The 15,755-nt window shown below is 74.5% G+C and carries 15 protein-coding genes and 1 pseudogene; 7 read left to right on the plus strand and 9 right to left on the minus strand.

Features of this window, described 5'->3' with window-relative positions; translation table 11 throughout:
- The first annotated feature begins 698 nt into the window (after positions 1-698).
- Complete coding sequence (locus LG395_RS24270; RefSeq protein WP_225811183.1) at positions 699-1,955, plus strand: MFS transporter; 1,257 nt, start codon at positions 699-701, stop codon at positions 1,953-1,955.
- 16 nt (positions 1,956-1,971) lie between these two features.
- On the opposite strand, the gene LG395_RS24275 is transcribed toward LG395_RS24270, so the two are convergent.
- Positions 1,972-2,859 (minus strand): endonuclease/exonuclease/phosphatase family protein, encoded by an 888-nt coding sequence (locus LG395_RS24275; protein WP_171158842.1) that lies wholly within the window; start codon positions 2,857-2,859, stop codon positions 1,972-1,974.
- Between the two features lie 537 nt (positions 2,860-3,396).
- On the opposite strand from LG395_RS24275, the gene LG395_RS24280 reads away from it, so the two are divergent.
- Together LG395_RS24280 and LG395_RS24285 are read left to right on the plus strand one after the other, a co-directional pair.
- Complete coding sequence (locus tag LG395_RS24280; RefSeq protein WP_225811184.1) at positions 3,397-3,876, plus strand: ATP-binding protein; 480 nt, start codon at positions 3,397-3,399, stop codon at positions 3,874-3,876.
- Positions 3,877-3,962: 86 nt separating this feature from the next.
- Entirely contained in the window at positions 3,963-6,035 is a 2,073-nt protein-coding gene (locus tag LG395_RS24285) for a SpoIIE family protein phosphatase (protein WP_225811185.1), read from the plus strand.
- 96 nt (positions 6,036-6,131) lie between these two features.
- Here the strand turns inward: LG395_RS24285 and LG395_RS41910 are convergent.
- A pseudogene (locus tag LG395_RS41910) lies at positions 6,132-6,392 on the minus strand (sigma factor-like helix-turn-helix DNA-binding protein); the annotation flags it as partial.
- Positions 6,307-7,086, minus strand: coding sequence for a sigma-70 factor domain-containing protein (locus LG395_RS41915; RefSeq protein ID WP_443743012.1), 780 nt, complete (start codon positions 7,084-7,086; stop codon positions 6,307-6,309). The gene LG395_RS41915 and the pseudogene LG395_RS41910, both read right to left, overlap by 86 nt.
- Here LG395_RS41915 and LG395_RS24300 point away from each other — a divergent pair.
- Positions 7,012-7,518, plus strand: a complete 507-nt coding sequence (locus LG395_RS24300) for an NUDIX domain-containing protein (RefSeq protein WP_225811187.1) — start codon at positions 7,012-7,014, stop codon at positions 7,516-7,518. The genes LG395_RS41915 and LG395_RS24300 overlap by 75 nt on opposite strands.
- Before the next feature lie 108 nt (positions 7,519-7,626).
- On the opposite strand, the gene LG395_RS24305 is transcribed toward LG395_RS24300, so the two are convergent.
- The 3 genes from LG395_RS24305 to LG395_RS24315 form a co-directional block, all read right to left on the minus strand.
- A complete protein-coding gene (locus LG395_RS24305; protein WP_225811188.1) occupies positions 7,627-8,610 on the minus strand; it encodes a threo-3-hydroxy-L-aspartate ammonia-lyase in 984 nt (327 codons plus the stop codon).
- Between the two features lie 75 nt (positions 8,611-8,685).
- Positions 8,686-9,885 (minus strand): alanine racemase, encoded by a 1,200-nt coding sequence (locus tag LG395_RS24310; RefSeq protein ID WP_225811189.1) that lies wholly within the window; start codon positions 9,883-9,885, stop codon positions 8,686-8,688.
- 14 nt (positions 9,886-9,899) lie between these two features.
- Entirely contained in the window at positions 9,900-10,589 is a 690-nt protein-coding gene (locus LG395_RS24315) for a helix-turn-helix transcriptional regulator (protein WP_225811190.1), read from the minus strand.
- Positions 10,590-10,699: 110 nt separating this feature from the next.
- Between LG395_RS24315 and LG395_RS24320 the strand changes: the two genes are divergently transcribed.
- Positions 10,700-11,476, plus strand: a complete 777-nt coding sequence (locus LG395_RS24320) for a thioesterase II family protein (protein WP_308071314.1) — start codon at positions 10,700-10,702, stop codon at positions 11,474-11,476.
- A 73-nt stretch (positions 11,477-11,549) separates the two neighbouring features.
- Here LG395_RS24320 and LG395_RS24325 read toward each other — a convergent pair whose 3' ends face one another.
- Entirely contained in the window at positions 11,550-12,050 is a 501-nt protein-coding gene (locus LG395_RS24325) for a peptidylprolyl isomerase (protein WP_225811191.1), read from the minus strand.
- 121 nt (positions 12,051-12,171) lie between these two features.
- Complete coding sequence (locus LG395_RS24330; protein WP_171158849.1) at positions 12,172-13,245, minus strand: NAD(+)/NADH kinase; 1,074 nt, start codon at positions 13,243-13,245, stop codon at positions 12,172-12,174.
- 383 nt (positions 13,246-13,628) lie between these two features.
- On the opposite strand from LG395_RS24330, the gene LG395_RS24335 reads away from it, so the two are divergent.
- Positions 13,629-14,210, plus strand: a complete 582-nt coding sequence (locus LG395_RS24335) for a DUF4232 domain-containing protein (protein ID WP_225811192.1) — start codon at positions 13,629-13,631, stop codon at positions 14,208-14,210.
- Here LG395_RS24335 and LG395_RS24340 read toward each other — a convergent pair.
- Entirely contained in the window at positions 14,173-15,099 is a 927-nt protein-coding gene (locus LG395_RS24340; RefSeq protein ID WP_225811193.1) for an alpha/beta fold hydrolase, read from the minus strand. The two genes, LG395_RS24335 and LG395_RS24340, sit on opposite strands and share 38 nt — an antisense overlap.
- A 97-nt stretch (positions 15,100-15,196) precedes the next feature.
- On the opposite strand from LG395_RS24340, the gene LG395_RS24345 reads away from it, so the two are divergent.
- Entirely contained in the window at positions 15,197-15,595 is a 399-nt protein-coding gene (locus LG395_RS24345; protein ID WP_225811194.1) for a winged helix-turn-helix transcriptional regulator, read from the plus strand.
- The last annotated feature ends 160 nt before the right edge of the window (positions 15,596-15,755 follow it).

Raw genomic sequence — 15,755 nt, forward strand, 5'->3', positions numbered from 1 at the left:
TGCGGACAGAGGGCGTCCCAGGCGCGGGTCCCACCGCCCGGCCCGGCCGCCGGGTTCGGTGACGGCAAGGGGTGGTACGTCGAGGCGTCGGAAGGCGGCGACGGGCATGCCCGGCCGTCACCACCACCGCGCGTACCACCTGCGGCTCCACCCCAGCGACGGTACGACCCTCCGGGCCCCGCGCTTCGGCCGGCGTCCGACCCGCCCGCACAGGTCCCGGACCGGCTCACCGCCGTGCGGCGCGTACGCCGGACGCGGTGAGCCGGCGGCCCACCGCGTCCGGCTCGGCGGCCCCCACCCCGTCCAGGGCGCGGCCCCGTCGGCGGCCCACGTCCGGACCCGCCGACTCGGGAGCCCGCACCCCTCCGGGCCGGTGCCGCGGCCGTCTCCAGGCAACGCACGCAGGGGGAGAGGAGCGCACGGGCCGCGGACGGCAGCGCTCCGGCCGCCGAACGGGACCGCCCGGCACCGCTGCCGTCGAGCGGGCCGCCGTCGTCGAAGCGGGCCTGCCGCAGCGAGGTGTTCATCGCGGGCGGGACGAGAAGGACTCGGCCGCATCGGTACCCGATGGACTCGATGCCGACGGGCGGCCGTGGCGCGTCCGGGACGCGGGGCGCGGTGTTCCGGGGCGGGACGTCTCGCGCCCGCCCGGCGCCGCGGGGCATGCTGGGCGAGGCAGTCGCGGAGGTGGTGCGGGCGTGCGGGCAGCGCGGGCCGAGGGGCCGGAAGCCGGGCGGCCGGACGGGATGGGGCCGTGGCGCTTCATCGTGTGGTTCGGCGTGGTCAGCCTCCTCGCCGACTTCGTGTACGAAGGAGCCCGCTCGGTCACCGGCCCGCTGCTGGCGTCCCTCGGCGCCTCCTCCTTGGTCGTCGGTGTGGTCACCGGCGCCGGTGAGGCGGCGGCGCTGGGCCTGCGCCTGGTGTCCGGACCGCTGGCCGACCGCACGCGCCGCTTCTGGGGCCTGTCGATCGGCGGCTACGCCCTGACCGTGCTGTCCGTGCCCCCGCTGGGCGTGGCCGGCGTGCTGTGGGTCGCCTGCGCCCTGGTGATCGCCGAACGGGTGGGCAAAGCGGTGCGCTCCCCGGCGAAGGACACCCTCCTGTCGCACGCCACGGCCGCGACCGGACGTGGCCGTGGCTTCGCCGTCCACGAGGCGATGGACCAGGTGGGCGCGCTGATCGGTCCGCTGACCGTGGCGGGCGTGCTCGCGCTGAGCGGGGACGCCTACGGCCCCGCGCTCGGGGTGCTCGCCGTGCCCGGCGCCGCGGTGCTGGTGCTCCTGTTCCGGCTCCGGGCACGGGTACCGGACCCGGAGGCGTACGAGCGTCAGGCGACGGCCCTGCCCGGTGACTCCGCGCCGGACGGCCCTCCGCCCCCTCGCCGTCTGCCCGCCGCCTTCTGGACGTACGCGGCGTTCACCGCCGTCACCACGGCCGGCTTCACCACCTTCGGCGTGCTGTCGTACCACCTCGTCCAGCAGCACCTGATGACGACGGCGTGGGTGCCGGTGCTGTACGCGGCGGCGATGGCCGTGGACGCGGTGGCCGCCCTGGCCACCGGCTGGCTGTACGACCGGACCGGCCCGCGGGTGCTGGCGGTCCTGCCCGTGCTGGCCGCCGCCGTGCCCGCACTGGCGTTCACGCACAGCGTCGCCCCGGCCGTGGCCGGTGCGCTGGTGTGGGGCGCGGCGACGGGCATCCAGGAGTCCACGCTGCGGGCGACCGTCGCGGACCTGGTGCCCTCGCCGCGCCGGGCGACGGCGTACGGCGTCTTCGCCGGGGTGGTGGGCGGCGCGACCCTGGCGGGCGGCGCGCTGACCGGAGCCCTGTACGGCTACTCGGTCCCGCTCCTGATCACCGTGGTCACCGCGATCCAGGCCGTCGCACTCGTGCTCCTCGCCGTGACGCGTCGAGCACGGCGCCACGCCGGCCGTGAGGTGCGAGGAGCACGGTAGACCGTTCGCGGCGCGGTCAGCGGCCCCGGCGGTGCAGCAGGAGGTCGGCGACCACCGGGCGGTGGTCGGAGGCCGTGGTGCCGGACTCGTGCGTGCCCGTGACGGTGACGTCCGGCGAGACCGTCACGACATCGATGCGCCTGACCGGGTCCGCCGCCGGGTAGGTCTTGCCGCCGCCCGGGGCCGCGTCGGCCAACGGGCCCCACAGCCGGGCAAGTTCGGGGGCGCCCGGCTCGGCGTTGAAGTCGCCGAGGAGCACCTTCGGGCCGCGGTCCGCTGCCAGGACGCCCAGCATGTCGTCGACCTGGGCGCGCCGGACCGAGGGGTCCGCCCGGTAGTCCAGGTGGGTCGCGTACACGTGCACCAGGACGCCCCGGACCCCGACCGTCACCTCGGCGAAGCCCGGCGCGGGGGCCGGCACCGGGTCGGGCGTCTGGGTGGACAGCCGGGTGATCTCGTGGTTCCAGGCGCCCCGCACCGGCTCGCGGCTCAGTACCGCGACGCCGTACTGCCGCCGCTGCGCACCGGGCGTGGCCGGCGGGAGGTCGTAGATCGGCGCGAAGAAGACCCGCATGCCCAGCCTTCCGGCCAGTTCCCGGGCCTCGTCCGTGAAACCGCTCCGCGCACCCCAGTGCACGTCCACCTCCTCCAGGCCGATCACGTCGGCGTCCAGGTCCCGGATCGCCGCCGCCGTGCGGTCGAGGTCGAAGACGCCGTCCTCTCCGGCTCCGGCATGGATGTTGTACGTGGCCACACGCAACGGCACACGGGGCGCCGCCGGTTCCGCGCCGGTCACTCCGTCCGCCGCGGCGGCGCCGGGCGACGTGGCGCCGAGCGCGGCGGTGGCGGCGAGCACGGCGGCGGCCAGCAGGCGCGGAGCGGTGCGTCGGGGCTTGAGGTGCACTGAGTCCTCCCGAGGTGGTCCTGGTCGTCCGGCTGGGCGGTACGCCTGTCCCGACCCGTAGGCACCGGCGCCGGGGTCGCCCTGACGGGTGAGGGCCGCCCCCGCGCTGAACGCCGTCGGGGCACAGCTGGCCGGCGCGCAGGACCGTGCCGGTGCCGTCGGCGCGGGGCGGGGCCCGGGGCAGCGGGCAGGAGGACCGGTGTCCGGCGGGTCCGTTCGCGCATCCCGGGTACGAGGCCCGCCGCGGGCGGGAGCGGGGGAGCCCCCTGGAGCGTCGCGGCCGGCGCGCGCTGCCGCGCCGCCGTCCCCGTCCCGCCGTACCCCGCCGACCATCGGCCCCCCGTCGTCCGCCCGTCAGGTCCCCGCATGATGCCCGCCCAGGGGTCGCTTGACCACCGCGCCGTCCGTGGTCGCACCGGACGGCGCGGCCCGCACCGGCCTCGCTCATGCCTTCGCCGGCCCCGGCCAGGCCGGATACCGGCCGTTTCTGGGTACACGCGAGGTAGGGATCAGGCGCTCAGGCAGAGGGCGGTTGGTATGGACGAGGTCGCCCGGAACGAGGAGCGGCGGACGGACCGGGCCGGACCCGTCACGGCGTCGGCCGCGTACGAGGGCAGCCCCGCCGACATCGCGGCGGCCCGTGAGCTGGCGCGCGCGTTCCTCGCCCGGGTGCAGGACGACCACGGCCTGCCGGTGTCGGAGCGGGTGATGGGCGTGGTCCAGCTGGTGGTCAGCGAGCTGGTCACCAACGCCTGCAAACACGCGCCCGGGCCGTGCCTGGTCGAGCTGGAGCTGTCCGGGGGCGGTGTCGGGATCGCGGTCTGGGACACCGCGCCGGTGCTGCCCGTCGCCAAGGCCGCCGATCCGGGCCGGGTGGGGCAGCATGGGCTTGAGATCGTGATGGCCGTGTGCCAGGGCTTCGAGGTGCGCCGGGAACCGGTCGGCAAGCGGATCACCGCGTCCGTGACGCTGGCCGACGACCCCGGCGGAGACGTGGCGGGCCGCGCCCCGGTGTGACGACCGGTGCCCGGCCGCCGCCTCCCGCCCGGCGGCTCCGACGGGCCACGGCGCGCTCCGACCGACCGGCAGAGGAGAAGCGGCGTATGGGTGAAACGGACGTCTCCCGTCCTGGCCGGGGCCGGCCCCTGGCCGGTGCCGGCTCGTCGCCCACCAGCCTGCTCGACCTGCTGAGCGTCGCCGCGGTGGTGCTCGACACGAACGGGCGCGTGGTCTTCTGGAGTCCCCAGGCGGAGGAGCTGTTCGGTTACACCGCGGACGAGGCGCTGGGCCGGTTCGCGGCGCGCCTGCTGGTCCACGAGGAGCACTGGGACGAGGTCATCACGCTGTTCGCCGAGGTCATGGAGTCCGGCACCGACTGGGCGGGGGCCTTCCCGATCCGGCACAAGGACGGCAGCACGCGGCTGGTGGAGTTCCGCAACATGCGCCTGCTCGACGACCTCGGCGACACCTACGCCCTGGGCCTGGCGGTGGACCAGGCGACCGTGGCACGGGTGGAGCGGGACGTCGCCCTCTCGGCACGCCTGGTCACCCAGTCCCCGATCGGCCTGGCCATCCTCGACACCGACTTGCGCTACCTGACCGTGAACCCGGCACTCGAACGCATGCACGGCCTCTCCGCCACCGAACAGGTCGGCCGGCGGGTCCGCGACGTCCTGACCTTCCTGGACGCCGAGGCCGTCGAGAACTGTCTGCGCCGTGTCCTGGAAACCGGGGAGCCGATGACCGACCAGCACGTCGCCGGCCGCCCCGCCGCCGACCCGCACCGCGAGCACGCCTGGTCGGCGTCGTACCACCGGCTGGAGGACGCCTCGGGCCGGGTGCTCGGCGTGGTCACGTCCGTCGTCGACATCACCGAGCGGCACGAGGCGGCCCTCGCCGCGAACCGGGCCCGGAACCGGCTGTCCATGATCGCGAACGCCTCCGCCTCCATCGGTACGACCCTCGACGTGGAGCAGACGGCGCACGAGCTGGCCCGGGTCGTCGTCCCGGACCTGGCCGACATGGTCTCCGTGCACGTACTCGACAGCGTCCTGCGCGGGCGCGCCCCGTCCCTCACCGGTCCCGCCCGCTTCCGGACCGTCGCCACCGCGGGGGTCCACGCCTCCGAACCCGCGCCCACGGCCGAACCGCCCGGGAGGATCGCCGTCTACGACAGCGACCGCCTGCTCACCCGGTGCGTGCGCACCCGCCGGCCCGTGCTGGTGGCCGAGACCACCCGCCAGGACCTGCGGCGGATCGCCCGCACCAGCGAGGACGCCTCCCTCCTGGAGGCGACCGGGGTGCACTCCTACCTCGCCGTGCCGCTGCTGGCCCGCGGAGAGGTCCTGGGAGCGCTGAGCCTCGCGCGCGTGGGCACCGCCGCGCCCTTCGACGAGGACGACACGCTGCTCGCCTGCGAGCTGGCCGGCCGCGCCGCGACCTGCATCGACAACGCACGCTGGTACCAGAGCGCGCGCGACACCGCCCTCACCCTCCAGCGCCGCCTGCTCCCGCAGCTGCCGTCCCGCCTGCCCGGCCTGACGATCGCCTGCCGCTACCTGCCGGCCGGAGCCGTCAGCGAGATCGGCGGCGACTGGTTCGACGCCATGCACCTCCAGGGGGACAGGACCGCGCTGGTCGTCGGGGACGTGATGGGCAGCGGCATCAACGCCGCCGCCAGCATGGGGCAACTGCGCAGCGCCACCCGCGCGTTCGCCGGGCTCGACCTCGAACCGGCGGAAGTGCTCCGGCAGCTCGACCGCCTCACCGAGGACGTCGAGCACACCATCGCCACCTGCGCCTACTGCCGGTACGACCCCGGGCAGGGCCAGTGCCGCATCAGCCTCGCCGGGCATCTGCCGCCGGCCCTCGTCCGGGCGGGCCGGCCGGCGCGGCTCCTCGACCTTCCGTCCGGAGTGCCGCTGGGCGTCGGCGGCACGGCCTTCGAGACGACGGCGTTCGACTTCCGCCCCGGCGACCAACTCGCGCTCTACACCGACGGACTGGTCGAAACCCGCTGCGACCCGATCGACGCCCGTCTCGGCACCCTCCTCGAGGCGCTGACCGCGACGGCCGGCCAGGATCTCGCCCAGACCTGCGACAGCGTCCTGGAGAGGCTCCGGCCCCCGGGAGGCGACGACGACGTGGCCCTGCTCGTGGCCCGCGCCGAGGGCTGAACGCCGCGTCGTGCGGTACGCCGGACCAGGTGAGGGGGAGACCGGAGGGGTGTGGCGACGCGCTCGGCCCGCGCGCCCCCGTACCCGTTCGCGCCGTCAGCCCGGCCACGCCGGCAGGCGCTCGCCCGCCTCCGGGGCCCGCAGCCGGCCGAGGGACTCCTTCCCCGGCCGGCGGACCCGCTCCCGGCTGAGGCCCACCTGGTCGGCGACCTGCTGGAGGGTACGGGGCTGCCCGTCGTGCAGCCCGTACCGCAGACTTAGGATCACGGAGTCACGGGGCGCCGGCGTGCCCAGCGCGTCCCTCAGCTCCTCGGCGAGCGCCCGGTACTCGGCCACCTCCGGGGCCTGGAGCACGTCGGCGGCTCCGTACTGCGGCCTCCAGCTCCCGGCGCCCGTGCGCGGTGGGACCGTGCTCGCCGGCGTCGGCCCGTTCCAGTTCCCCGGCGGCGTGCACACCCGCCTCGATGCGCCGGGCCAGCCGCACCTCGTCCTCCGCGGTGAGCAGTGGGGTCGCTGCGATCTGGGCCAGGTACTGGCCCGGCAGATCGGGTTCGTCCCCGGTCTCCGGCACCCTGCTCCGCGGACGTGCGGAACGGGCGGTGGCACGGCGGCGCTCTCGGGAATCCGCCGCGGCGGATCGTGCCGGCGCAGGCATGGTTCCGGCCTCCGACTCTGTCGCTCGCTTGCTCTCTTCAGGACGTCCAGCGCGTGCCGGGTACCCGGGCGGAAGGCCACGACGCGCGGGGCCCGGCGGTGGCCGGCCCGCCGCCCCGCGACAGCGGCGTTTCGGCCAACCGCGTCCCCGGCGCTTTTCTTGCCGGACAAGGGTCCGTGCACCCCGCATGTTCCGGGACCCGCTCCGTACGGCGGCTCGCGGTCCGTCCGAAACACGTGTGTTCGATATCGCGGCCGGTTCGTTGGACCCGGCGACGCACCCGGACGACCAGCCGTCGCGGACCGGGGGAAAGGAGACGCCGTGAGCCGTGTCTGGCTCCCGCCCGAGCAGTACGCCGAGCAGTTGATGAAGGCCACCGGATTCGCCTGTGTCCATTTCACCGACGAGCGGGACCGGCCCGTCCAGCTCCGTTCCCTGTACAGCCCCGCGCATCCGTGGCAGATGCCCGGCGGCACGATGGAGCCCGGTGAGCGGCCCTGGGAGACGGCTGTGCGGGAGTGCCATGAGGAAACCGGCATCACGGTCTCCGGCCCGCCACGGCTGCTGGCCGCGGTCTACGGACTGCCCGGGGAGGAATGGCCGTACAGCACCATGGGCCTGGTCTTCGACGGCGGCCGCCTCAGCGACGCGCAGATCCAGGGCATCACTCTCGACCCGGAGGAGCACGACGAGTTCCGCGTGCTGTCGCTGGAGGCGTGGCGACCACTGATGCCGGCCCAGGACTTCGCGCGTCTGGACGCCGTGACGACGGCCCGCCGCACGGGCGTGGCCGCGTACTTCGACACCTGGGACTGGGGGGAGACGTGAGCGGCGAGTCCGGGAGCCGGCCGGGTGCGGAGGCGGGGCCGTGCCGGCCGGTCCACTCCCCGCCTCGCGCACCCCGAGATCGTCCGCACCCGCGCCTGCGCGGCTGCGTCACCCCAGGTCCGGCCGTCCCGTGAGCGCGGTGAAGCGGTCCACGTCGATGTTGCCGCCGGACGCGATGACGCCGATCCGCCGGGGCGGGCTGTCGATGCGTCCGGCCAGCAGGGCGGCCAGGGGCGTCGCGCCGCTCGGCTCCAGGACGATCTTCAGGCGTTCGAAGGCGAAGCGCATCGCGGTGACGATCTCGGCGTCGCTGACGAGGGCGACGGCGTCGACCAGGCGCTGGTTGAGGGGGAAGGTGATCTCGCCCGGGGTGGCCAGAGCCTGTCCGTCGGCGATGGTGCGCGGGACCGGGACGGTGACCCGCGTGCCGGCCTCCAGGGAGCGCTTGGTGTCGTCACCGGCCTCCGGCTCGACGCCGATGACGCGCGTGCCCGGGTGCAGCGCCTTGGCGGCGGTGGCGCTGCCGGCGATGAGGCCGCCACCGCCCACGGGCACGAGGAGGGCGTCCAACGGACCGGTCTCCTCGAGGAGTTCCAGTGCGGCGGTGCCCTGGCCGGCGATGACATGGGGGTGGTCGTAGGGCGGGATCAGGTCGAGACCGCGGTCCTCGGCCAGGGCGTGGCCGAGCGCGGTGCGGTCCTCGGTGTAGCGGTCGTAGGTGACGACCTCCGCCCCGTATCCGGCGGTCGCCTCCCTCTTGGAGCGGGGGGCGTCCTCGGGCATCAGGATGACGGCGGTGGTGCCCAGTTCCCGGGCGGCCAGGGCGACGGCCTGGGCGTGGTTGCCGGAGGAGTAGGCCGCGATGCCCCTCGCCAGCCGGTCCGGGGGCAGCTGGGCGGCGGCGTTGTAGGCGCCGCGGAACTTGAAGGCGCCGATCCGCTGGAAGTTCTCCGCCTTGATGAACACCTCCGCTCCGACCAGCGCGTTCAGCGTGCGGGAGGTGAGGACCGGGGTGCGGTGGGCGATGCCTTGGAGGCGGGCGGCGGCCTCGCGGACATCGGCGAACGTGACGGGCGGAGCGGCGGTGGCCATGGGTGTCCTCGAAGTGTCCTTGACGGGCGGGGGTGGGGGAGACGTGCGGGGCGGACGGACCGGCGGCGGGCGGGGTCACCAGCCGGTGACGCGCGGCCAGTACGCCTCGACACCGGGCACCGGCGCTCGCGTGCCGCCGGAGCCGTCGATGACGTGGTAGCCCTGGTGCTGGGCGGCGGTGGCGCAGGCGTGGTTGGGCAGGACACGCAGGCGGGTGCCGATGGGCAGATCGGGCAGGGCGGCACCGTCGCGGGCGGTGAGGGTGCCGTGTTCCTGGCTGGCGGCCGTCATGACCAGGCCCGGGATCGGCGTGCCGGACAGGTCGGTCACCAGGCCGTAGCCCTGGTCCTGCGGCTGGACGGCGGTGCCGCGGTCGCGGGACATGGCCATCCAGCCGCCGTCGGTGACGATCCAGCCGTACTCGGGACGGTGGCCGATCACGGTGACCACGACCGACAGGGCGAGGTCGTCCAGGCCGCAGACGCCGAGTCCGGCCATCACCAGGTCGAAGAAGACGTAGTTGCCCGCGCGGAGTTCGGTGACTCCGGTCAGGTCCTCGGCGGCGTGGGCGGTGGGGGTGGAGCCCACGCTGACGGTCGGCACGGGCAGACCCGCCGCGCGGAGCCGTTCGGCCGCGGCGACCGCGGCATCGCGTTCGTTCCGCGCCGCCTCGCGCCGTTCCTCCGCGGTGTAGCAGAAGTACGACTCGCCCGCGTGGGTCAGTACACCGTCCAGACAGCCCGCGTCGTGCAGGATGCCGGCGATGCCGGTGAGCCCCGGGGCATCGGGCCTGAGGCCGCCGCGGTGGCCGTCGCAGTCGATCTCGATCTGGGCGGGAAGGGCGATGCCGGCCTCCCGCGCCGCCGCGGCGACGAACATCGCCTGCTCGGTGCTGTCCAGCAGGACGCGCAGGGTGACACCGCGCCGCGACAGGGCGACGACGCGCGGGAGTTTGTGCGGTTCGATGCCGACGGCATAGGTGATGTCGCGACAGCCGGCACCGGCGAACGCCTCGGCCTCGGCGAGCGTGGAGACCGTGACGGGGCCGGGGGTGCCGTCGTGCAGGAGGGCGGCGGCGTCCAGGCTCTTGGCGGTCTTCACATGCGGGCGCAGGGTGACCCCGAGGCGGTCCGCCCGCGCTCGCAGACGGGCGGCGTTGCGCCGCACCCGGTGCACGTCGACCACGGCGAACGGGGTGTCGGGATCCGCCAGGCTCCCGGCGGCGGGGAAGGGTCCGGCGAGGGCGGACGGAGCGGGGACGGACCCGGACGTCATGGGCAGGTGACCTCTCACTTCGCGTAGTTGTAGACCGTGGCCCGGGACACGCCCAGCAGGTCCGCGATGGTCTGGGCCGCGTCGCGCGAGTCGAAGTAGCCGTCCCGCTGGAGCTGCCGTACGAGGGCCTTCTTGTCCTCCCGGCTCAGCGAGCGGGGTGTGGCGGCGCGCTCGGCCGCCCGGGCCTCCACCGCCTGGCGCAGCTCGCGCGCGGTACGGTCCCGCAGGGACTCCAGGGGCCGGCCACGGTGCTCGGTGTCGGTGGCCACCAGGTTGGACAGCGCCAGGGTGACCGGGGACAGCACGGACACGTCCAGGTTCAGGCACAGGGCCGCGACGTACTCGCCGGCCGCGTTCTTGATGCCGATGGAGGTGCTCTTCGCCGGGCGGCCGTCGGGGAACTGGTTGGGATAGTTCTGGATGACGCTGGGGTACTGCGGGTCGGCGATGCGGGCCAGGCCCAACTCGGTCGCGGAGTCGCCCACCCGACGGCCCGACAGGTTGTTCTCGATCGCGCGGATCGCGTGGTCCGGATGCCTCAGGTCGTGCAGCACCACCTCGCACAGACCGGGGAACATGCGGCCCAGCGCGACGGCGATCTTCTCGGTCTCCCGGATGAGGTGTTCGTCCGCGCCGTCCCCGTCCGATCCGTACGCGTCCGCGCCTCCCTCGACCACGCCGTCCTCCGTAGACTCGCTGTCCATCTCTGGAATGTGAGTCTAAGGAGGCGGATGTGGCGGGTCAACCGTGATCACTCGTGATCGGATGGAGGAGCCGAGGACGGCACCACCTTCCGTTCCACCGAGGGGGACACATGACCGACCGGTACGGCGCGGCACACCGGTTGTGGCTGCGCAGCTTCCACCAGGCGGCGCCGGGCGCGCCCAGGCTGCTCTGCCTGCCGCACGCAGGCGGCTCCGCGAGCTTCTACTTCCCCGTCTCCAAGGCGCTGTCGCCCGCGGTCGACGTGCTCGCGGCGCAGTACCCCGGCCGGCAGGACCGCCTCGCGGAAACCCCGGCGCGGTCCGTGCAGGAACTCGCCCAAGGGGTGTTCCGCGCGCTGGACGAGGGGGACGGCACGCCTCTGGCGCTGTTCGGACACAGCATGGGCGCCCTGGTCGGCTTCGAGCTGGCCCGGCTGCTGGAGGCCGCCGGGCGGCCACCGGCGGTGGTCTTCCTCTCCGGCCGCCGGGGCCCGTCCCTGCACCGGACCGAGACCGTCCACGAGGGCGGCGACGCACGCCTGCTCGAGGAGGTCGGCAGGCTCGACGGCACCGACACCGCCCTGTTCCAGGACAAGGAGCTGCTGGAGATGATCCTGCCCGCGCTGCGGGCCGACTACCGCGCGGTGGAGACCTACCGGCGCGCCCCCGGACCACGGCTGCGCTGCCCCATCGTCGTGCTGACCGGCGACGCCGACCCCCGCGTGACCGCCGAGGAGGCCCGGACCTGGGACCAGGAGACCGACGGCCCGTTCGAGCTGCACGTGTACCCCGGCGGCCACTTCTACCTGACGGCGCAGCAGCAGGCCGTGGTGGCCCGGATCGAGGGGACGCTGCGGCGGCTCGGTCCCGGCCGGGCGGAGTCCTGAGCCCGCGGCCGCGGGGACCAGGAGAGCAGGGGGCGGTGCCGGTGGTCCGGCGCCGCCCCGCGGCGGGTGTGCGTCAGCCGAGGACCTTGGCGGACTCGATGACCACGGGCTCGGTGGGGACGTCCTGGTGGCCGTGGCGGCTGGCCGTCTTGACCGCCTTGATGGAGTCGACGACGTCCTGGCCCTCGGTGACCTTGCCGAACACGGCGTAGCCCCAGCCGGCCGGGCTCTTCGCCGAGTAGTTGAGGAAGGCGTTGTCCGACACGTTGATGAAGAACTGCGCCGTCGCGGAGTGCGGGTCGTTCGTCCGTGCCATCGCCACGGTGTAGTTGTCGTTCCTCAGCCCGTTGTCCGCCTCGTTCTGAATGGGCTCCCGGGTGGGCTTCTGGTCCATGTCCGGAGTGAAGCCGCCGCCCTGGATCATGAAGCCGTTGATCACCCGGTGGAAGATCGTGCCGTCGTAGTGGCCGCCCCGCACGTACGACAGGAAGTTCTCGACGGTCTTGGGCGCCTCGGCGTCGTTCAGTTCCAGCACGATCCGGCCGACGTTGGTGTTCAGCTCGACTGTCGACATCGGAGATCTCCTTGTTCCGGTGGGGCCTGCCCCCGTTCACGCTACGGAATACACGACCACGGGGCGCAGGGACGCGCCGCGGCACCCCGTGGTGCGCACGGCCATCCGTCCGGGTCATGTCTCAGGACAGCCGGGGTGTGTCCCCGGGGGCCGGGGGCAGGGCCAGATGGGCCAGATCGCCCGGCCGCGGACTCGTCACCGGCCACAGCGGAGCGGCCTCCCCGTCGGCGAGCGCGGCCGGCGCGTCGGTGAGGTTCATGCGCTGACGCAGCCGCCCGTAGAAGTCCATCGGACCGAGCCGGACCGCCTTGAGCCGGCGCGGGGCGGCGTACACGCCGATCCAGTCGCCGGGGCTCAGCACTCCGCGCAGCTGGCCGTCGATGCTGACCGCGGCCTGCCCCGACCGTTCCAGCACGCGCAACGCGATGGGCTCGTCGGGTGCGGCCACCACCGAACGGTTGAACACCATGTGCGGCGCGACCGGGGTGAACACCAGGGCGTCCGCCCGCGGTGACACCACCGGACCGCCCGCGGCGAAACTGTAGGCCGTGGACCCGGTGGGCGTGGCCACCAGCAGGGCGTCGGCCGAGTAGGAGGCGAGCAGCCGGCCCGCCAGATAGACCCCGACCGACACCTGCCGGTCCCGGGCGAGCTTCTCCAGGACCACGTCGTTCAGCGCGATGACGTGCAGCGCGACACCCCAGTCGTCGCCCACCTCGCATTCCCCGCGCACCTTCGGCGGGGGCAGCAGCGGTCCCCGCCCGTACCGCAGCAGCGTCTCCATCTGCGCCGGCACCTCCAGCCGGCACGACGCCCGCATGGTGAGGAGCATCCGGCTCTCGACGTTGATCCGCTCCTCCTGTACGGCGTCCAGCGCGTCCCGCACCGCCGTGGCGGGAACCTCCGTGAGGAAGCCGACCCGGCCGAGGTCGACACCCAGCACCAGGGCGTCGTTCTCGGCCGCGAGCCGGGCACCGCGCAGGAACGTGCCGTCACCGCCCAGGGTGACAATCAGGTCGGGGTCGCCCGCGCTGTCGACCTCCTCGCGGGCGCTGTGCCGCGCGCCCTCCTGCCACACGTCGATGTCCGCGCATCCCACCGCGTGCTCGGCGCACCACGCGCGCACCTCGCGCGCGGCGGTCTCCGCCTCGGCGCGTCCGCCGTGCACGACCAGGCCGACACGGTTCACCGTCATCTCCGCCCACCGCCTCCCAGGTTCCCGCCGGGCGCCATCCTCACCGCGGACCGCGCCGGCCCGGCGGACGCCACGCCGCCGGAGCCGGCCCACGACCGTCCGCGCCCATCCGGCGCCGGTCCTGCGCCCGGCCTTCCGTGTACCTCCTGCGCCGTCCGTGTACCTCCTCCGGTTTCCGCGTACCTCGCGACTTTCCGTACGTCTTCCGCCTCTCCGAACGCCGTCGATGCACTCACGCCACAGGTGTCACAGCCGGCACACCGGGGAACCCGGTGCCCGGCGTCCGTCCGTGGCGACGAGCCCGGCGCCGCGTCCTCACCGGTGAGCACCGGCGCTTTGACGGACGCCCCCGACCACGTACCGAGGACAACCGGGGACATGCCATGCGCGACCGACACAGCATCCGCGTCACCGCGGCGGCTCTGGCCGCCGTCGCCGCGACCCTGTCACCGGCGGCCGCCCGGACGGCGGGCGCCGCCTCGGCGGAGGCGGCCCCGGCCGGCACGGCCTCCGTCCCGAAAGTGCCAGCCTGCACACCCGAGTCGCTGGAGGCCACGGCGTACCAGGCCGCCCACCGGCCCCCGGGCACGGGCACCGGAGCGGCGGTCGTCCAGTTCACCAACGTCTCCACGCGGGCGTGCGTGGTGCGGGGCCACCCGACGGTGGCCGTGGCCGGCAACGGCTCCCCGGAGCGCAACCTCCCGCTGCACGTGACCCGCAAGGGCATCGCGGCCCCGGTGCGGCTCGCGCCGGGCGGCAGGGCCTGGGTGAAGCTGACCTTCGTCCAGGTGCAGGGCGAGGCGGACGGGTACTGCGTCTCCGGCGCCACGCCCTCCATGTTCCCGTCCCTGGTGGTCGGCCTGCCCGGAGCCGGGAAGCACCAAGTCGCCCTGGTGGACGGGCAGATCGCCGAGTGCGACAACAAGGTCACGGTGACGGCGGCGTCGGCGACGCGCCCCTCGTGAGCGCGCTTGCGCCGGCCGGCTGACCGTACCGCCCTTCGTCCGCGTCGAGGAACGGTTCCCACAGGCCCAGCAGCGCGTCCGGGCGGTCCAGCGGGATGATGTGGCCGCAGTCCGGTATCACGTGTCCGGCCAGCCGGTCGGCGTACGGCCGCAGTTGCCGTTCCAGCGCCCGGCCCACCGGGTGGGCGCCGATCGCCAGCGCGGGCACGGTGAGGCGGGCGCCGGCCACGGCTTCCCGGATCTGGCGTGCGCCGGCGGGCAGCGCCCGGTACGCGCCGAACGCGGCACGCAGCGCCCCGGTACCGGTGTACGCGCGGACGAACTCGGCACGGACGTCCGGCCGCACGCCCCGGCCGAGCGTGCCGCGGTCCAGGAACCAGCCGATGTACGCCTCCTCGTGCCCGGCGAGCACGGTCTCCGCCAGACCGGGCTCCGCGTGGAAGCCGAACCACCACGGGGGGCCGCCGGCGAAGAACTCCTCGGCGCCCGGCAGGTCGCCCAGCACCGACTCCATCAGCACCAGCCGCCGTACCAGTCCGGGCCGCCGCATGGCCAGCAGGAAGGCGGGCGGGGCGCCCAGGTCGATGCCGGCCACGACGGCCGGACCGGCGCCGAGCGCCTCCAGCAGGCCCGCGGCGTCGGCGGCGAGCGTCCCGGGGTCGTATCCCCCGGCGGGGCGCTCACTGTCGCCGAACCCCCGCAGGTCCGGCGCGATCACCCGGTACCGGCGGGCCAGCGGGCCGATGACCTCGGACCACAGCCGCCAGGTGTGCGGGAAGCCGTGCAGCAGCAGGACGGCCGGGCCCCGACCGGCCGTGGCGACGTTGAGCCCGACGCCGTTGACGGTGATCCGGCGCAAGCGCACGCCGGGAACGGACGGGACAGTCATGGACGACCCCCTGAGTAACCAATGGTGACAAGGGCACGTTAGGTAACTAGCCTGGGCTCCACCAGACCGCACTTTCCCGTCAGTTGGTGAGCCTCAGGTGACCTCCCAGGCCAAGGACGCGACCGCCCCGCGCGGCGACCTGTTCGACCCCGCGTGCCCGACCCGTCGACTCCTCGACCGCATCGGTACGAAATGGACGTCGATGGCGGTGAAGGTGCTGGCCGAGGCGGCACCGGGGGAGGTGCGCTTCGCCGAGCTGCTGCGCCGGATGCCCGGCGTCTCCCAGAAGATGCTGTCCGTGACCCTGCGGAACCTGGTGCGGGACGGCCTGGTCGCGCGCAGGGTGGAACCCACCGTGCCGCCCGGCGTGCACTACCGGCTCACCGAACTCGGCCTGTCCCTCGAGACCGTGCTCGCCGCCGTCCGGAACTGGGCCGAGGAGCACATGGCGGAGGTCGACCGCGCGAACGAACTGACCGGCGCTCAGGAGGCGTGAACCGGGCCGGGGTCCGCCGCGATGTGATCTCCTCCCTTGCGGCCGCCGCACCGCTCCTGTGAGTCTCCCGTCGAACGATTTTCCGAAGAACTGTTATCGGCACCGCACCGAGCGGTCTCCCGGGTAACGGACAGCATCGTTCGGCGTCGAGGACAGGGAA

Origin of the sequence: Streptomyces spinosus (genome assembly GCF_020400655.1) — a bacterium.
Lineage (GTDB): Bacteria > Actinomycetota > Actinomycetes > Streptomycetales > Streptomycetaceae > Streptomyces > Streptomyces argyrophylli.

Coding starts and splice junctions, on each gene's coding strand:
- LG395_RS24280 (WP_225811184.1), top strand. CDS start 3,397: ATGGACGAGGTCGCCCGGAACGAGGAGCGGCGGACGGACCGGGCCGGA.
- LG395_RS24285 (WP_225811185.1), top strand. CDS start 3,963: ATGGGTGAAACGGACGTCTCCCGTCCTGGCCGGGGCCGGCCCCTGGCC.
- LG395_RS41915 (WP_443743012.1), bottom strand. CDS start 7,086: ATGGACACAGGCGAATCCGGTGGCCTTCATCAACTGCTCGGCGTACTG.
- LG395_RS24305 (WP_225811188.1), bottom strand. CDS start 8,610: ATGGCCACCGCCGCTCCGCCCGTCACGTTCGCCGATGTCCGCGAGGCC.
- LG395_RS24310 (WP_225811189.1), bottom strand. CDS start 9,885: ATGACGTCCGGGTCCGTCCCCGCTCCGTCCGCCCTCGCCGGACCCTTC.
- LG395_RS24315 (WP_225811190.1), bottom strand. CDS start 10,589: ATGGACAGCGAGTCTACGGAGGACGGCGTGGTCGAGGGAGGCGCGGAC.
- LG395_RS24320 (WP_308071314.1), top strand. CDS start 10,700: ATGACCGACCGGTACGGCGCGGCACACCGGTTGTGGCTGCGCAGCTTC.
- LG395_RS24325 (WP_225811191.1), bottom strand. CDS start 12,050: ATGTCGACAGTCGAGCTGAACACCAACGTCGGCCGGATCGTGCTGGAA.
- LG395_RS24330 (WP_171158849.1), bottom strand. CDS start 13,245: ATGACGGTGAACCGTGTCGGCCTGGTCGTGCACGGCGGACGCGCCGAG.
- LG395_RS24335 (WP_225811192.1), top strand. CDS start 13,629: ATGCGCGACCGACACAGCATCCGCGTCACCGCGGCGGCTCTGGCCGCC.
- LG395_RS24340 (WP_225811193.1), bottom strand. CDS start 15,099: ATGACTGTCCCGTCCGTTCCCGGCGTGCGCTTGCGCCGGATCACCGTC.